This window comes from Nevskia soli (assembly GCF_903970205.1).
Taxonomy (GTDB): domain Bacteria; phylum Acidobacteriota; class Terriglobia; order Bryobacterales; family Bryobacteraceae; genus Bog-113.
Window position 1 is genome coordinate 1 of the sequence record NZ_CAJCHS010000164.1, and the last position, 3,521, is coordinate 3,521.

At 63.2% G+C, this 3,521-nt stretch carries 3 protein-coding genes; all 3 read right to left on the reverse strand.

The features are described 5' to 3' along the window. Positions 1-1,926, reverse strand: a 1,926-nt coding sequence (locus H1Y01_RS07490) for a xanthine dehydrogenase family protein molybdopterin-binding subunit (RefSeq protein ID WP_219341361.1), incomplete at its 3' end; no start/stop codon positions are given. A 3-nt stretch (positions 1,927-1,929) separates the two neighbouring features. Next, positions 1,930-2,919, reverse strand: coding sequence for an FAD binding domain-containing protein (locus tag H1Y01_RS07495; protein WP_180539820.1), 990 nt, complete (start codon positions 2,917-2,919; stop codon positions 1,930-1,932). Then, a partial coding sequence (locus H1Y01_RS07500; protein WP_180539821.1) for a 2Fe-2S iron-sulfur cluster-binding protein occupies positions 2,916-3,521 on the reverse strand: 606 nt, incomplete at its 5' end. The genes H1Y01_RS07500 and H1Y01_RS07495, both read right to left, overlap by 4 nt.

Sequence of the window (3,521 nt, forward strand, 5' to 3'; positions counted from 1 at the left end):
CATCCCGATACCCCAAATCATGCCGCCTAGCAATTGGCTCCGCGCTGTTTTCGCGTTCAGGATGCGGCCGGCTCCGAATGCGCCTACCATTCGATTCACGCGGACCATCCCCAGATCGGCGTCGACGTGAACTTCGGCGAATTGTGCCCCGAACGCATAGCCGGAGTATTGGTCCTTCTCCGGTCCCGGCTTGGTGTCGGCCGTCGCGTCGACTTGCTCGACACCCCGCCGCTTGAGGAGCGCCGCCACAGCATCGCGTGCCTGATCGAAGCTGAGGCTCTGCGCGCTGACGCCATTGAGCGGCGATTGCGCATCGCTCACCGCCATCTGAATCACCTTCTCCTGCAGCGACTGGCAGACAATTCGAACCGCCGAACCCGTGCTGGCCGCGGTCTGCGACCCGCCCGAAACCGGTGTCTTGGGATAATCCGTATCGCCCAGGCGGAAGGTGACTTGACTCGTCGGGATACCCAGCGTTTCGGCCGCGACCTGGCTGAACACCGTGTAAGAACCGGTTCCCAGATCCTGCGTTCCCGCAAGCACCAACACCGAACCGTCCGCGCGCAGGATCGCTTTCGCGGCGGATTGGCTGCGGCGGCTCGGGTAGACTGCGGTCGCCATGCCCCAGCCGACCAGCGTGTTCCCCACCCGTTTGGAGCGCGGTTCCGGATTGCGCTGCGACCACCCAAACTTCTCCGCGCCCTGCCGGTAGCACTCGCGCAGCGACTTGCTGGTGAACGGCTTGCCTTTGTCGGGATCCTGCTCGGCGTAGTTGCGCAGACGCAGTTCGATCGGATCCATTTTCAGCTCATACGCGAGTTCGTCCATGAACGATTCGAGGCCGAACGTTCCCGAAGACTCGCCCGGCGCCCGCATGAACGAGGGCGTGCCGGTGTTGAGGCGAACCAGGTTGTGCGAGGTCAGCTGATTCGGGCACGTGTAGAGCATCCGGGCAGGAACGCTGGACGACTCAGTGAACTCATCGAAGACCGAAGTTTGCGCGAGCGTGTCGTAGCTCATCGAGACGAGCTTGCCGTCCGCATCCGTGCCGCCCTTCACGGTCTGACGCGTCTCGCTTCGGAAGCCGATGGGACCGAACATCTGCTCGCGCGACAGTACAAGCTTCACCGGGCGATTCACACGGCGTGCCGCCATCGCGGTCAGAACCACGTGCGACCAGGTCGGCCCCTTGCTGCCGAATCCGCCGCCGATGAACGGCGAGATCACGTGGATATCTTCCGGCTTCATCCCGAGCAGCGAGGCCACGCGCTCGCGATCTCCGAAGATGCCCTGAGTGGCGTCGTAGAGAGTCAGCTTCGGACCGTCCCAGACCGCGATCGTGGCGTGCGGTTCCATCGGATTATGCGTCTCGGTTCCGATGTAGTACACCTTCTCCAGCGTGGTTTTCGCGGTAGCGTGGGCAGCTTTGAAATCACCGCGGCTCGTGGTGGCGGGTTCGCCCGCGCCGCTCGTCTTCTCGGGGATGTAACGCGTTCCCTGAGCCGCGTCCAATGTGACCAGATGCGGTTCGACCGCATACGTAACTTTCAGCAGTTCGGCTGCGTGAACGGCCTGCTCGAACGTCGACGCGACAACCACCGCGATGGGCTGGTTGCTGTAGCGCACGATATCGTCCTGAAGCAATTGCAGCTTGCGATCGGTGGGCCGCGCGCTTTCTCCGCCTTGCGGTTTCTGCGGAAGTTTGGGCGTGTTCAAGTGCGTCATCACGGCGAGCACACCGGGCGCGCGTTCCGCGGCTTGCGAATCGATGGCCTGGATGCGGCCGGACGGTGCGGAGCTGGTGACCATCGCGCCGTACACCAGATTCGGGAGATTCCATTCGGCGCTGTACATCGCTTTCCCGGTGACTTTCAGGCGTCCATCGACGCGGTTCAGCGGTTGTCCGATCAGTGGCATTTGTTCCATGAGTTAGCTCCTTGCCTCCGCCGTAGTTAGCGCGCGGACCACCGAGCGTTTCGCCAGTTCGACTTTGAACGCGTTATTGGGATAGGTCCGCGCGCCTTGCACGATGGCGTCGGCCGCGGCCCGATACGCAGCTTCACCGGGCGGCTTCCCCTTCAGTAAGTTCTCGGCTTCAGGCACGCGCCACGGTTTGTGCGCGACTCCACCGAGCGCGATGCGGGCATCGATGATGTTGCCGCCGTCGATCTTCATCCACGCGGCCACGGAGACGAGCGCGAACGCGTAAGAGTTGCGGTCGCGCACCTTCAGATAGTGCGAGCGCGGGTTGCCCGTCACCGGCGGCAGATGAATCGAGGTAATCAGTTCACCGGGTTTGAGGTTGGTATCGATCTGCGGGGTATCGCCGGGCAGGCGATGAAACTCGCCAATAGGAATCACGCGCACGCCGGACGGCCCCTCGACGCGGATCAGCGCATCGAGCGCAGCCAGGGCCACGTTCATATCGCTGGGGTTCGTCGCGATGCACTGTTCGCTCGCGCCCAGGATGGCGTGAATGCGATTGAAGCCATCGAGCGCCGCGCATCCGGAGCCGGGGTTGCGCTTGTTGCACTGCGTGAACGCGATGTCGTAGAAGTAATAGCAACGCGTGCGCTGCATCAGATTGCCTCCGGCCGTGGCGGCGTTGCGCAGCTGAGCGGACGCGCCCGCCAGGATGGCTTCACTCAACAGCGGGTAGCGCGTGCGGATCAAAGGATGCGCGGCCATATCGCTATTGCGGGCCAGCGCTCCGATGCGGAGACCGCCGTCCGGTGTTTCCTCGATGCGGCCGAGCGGGAGCTGCGTGATATCGACAATGCGAGAGGGCGCTTCGACGCCATACTTCATCAGGTCGATCAGATTGGTTCCGCCGGCCACGAAGCGGGCGTCCGGCGCGGTCGAAATCTGATGGAGGGCATCATGAACACCCGTAGCGCGGGCCGTGCTGAAGGGCTTCATGCGTTCCTCCCGGCGACGGCGCGCACGGCGGTGACGATGTTCGGGTAAGCGGCGCAACGGCAGATATTGCCGCTCATGCGCTCGCGGATTTCAGCGTCGGTAAGCTGGATCGGGTCCGTCTTACGAACGTCGGGTGTGACGAAACTGGGGTGACCGGCCTTGACTTCGCCGAGCAGCGCGACGGCGGAGCAGATCTGCCCCGGCGTGCAGTAGCCGCACTGGAAGGCGTCCTGTTCGATGAAGGCGGCCTGCATCGGATGCAACTCGTCGCCCTTTGCAAGACCTTCGATCGTGACAATTTGATCGTGATCGTGCATCCACGCGAAAGTGAGGCAACTATTTACACGGCGTCCGTTAACCAGGACCGTGCAGGCGCCGCACTGGCCGTGGTCGCAGCCTTTTTTGGTTCCGGTTAGGTGCAGATTTTCACGAAGCGCGTCAAGAAGGCTGGTGCGCGGGTCGAGGTTCAGGTGATATTGCTGACCGTTGATGTCGAGGGTTGCGGAAATGGTGTCTTGCGGGCTTTGGGCGTCGGCGACCGCGCCCGGAATTCCGAGGGCCGCGGCGCCGGCAACCGTAGTCGCGACAAAGCCGCGACGGGT

What these genes read in the sequence shown, in the direction of transcription:
- H1Y01_RS07495 (WP_180539820.1), bottom strand. Translation starts at nt 2,919, where the DNA reads ATGAAGCCCTTCAGCACGGCCCGCGCTACGGGTGTTCATGATGCCCTC.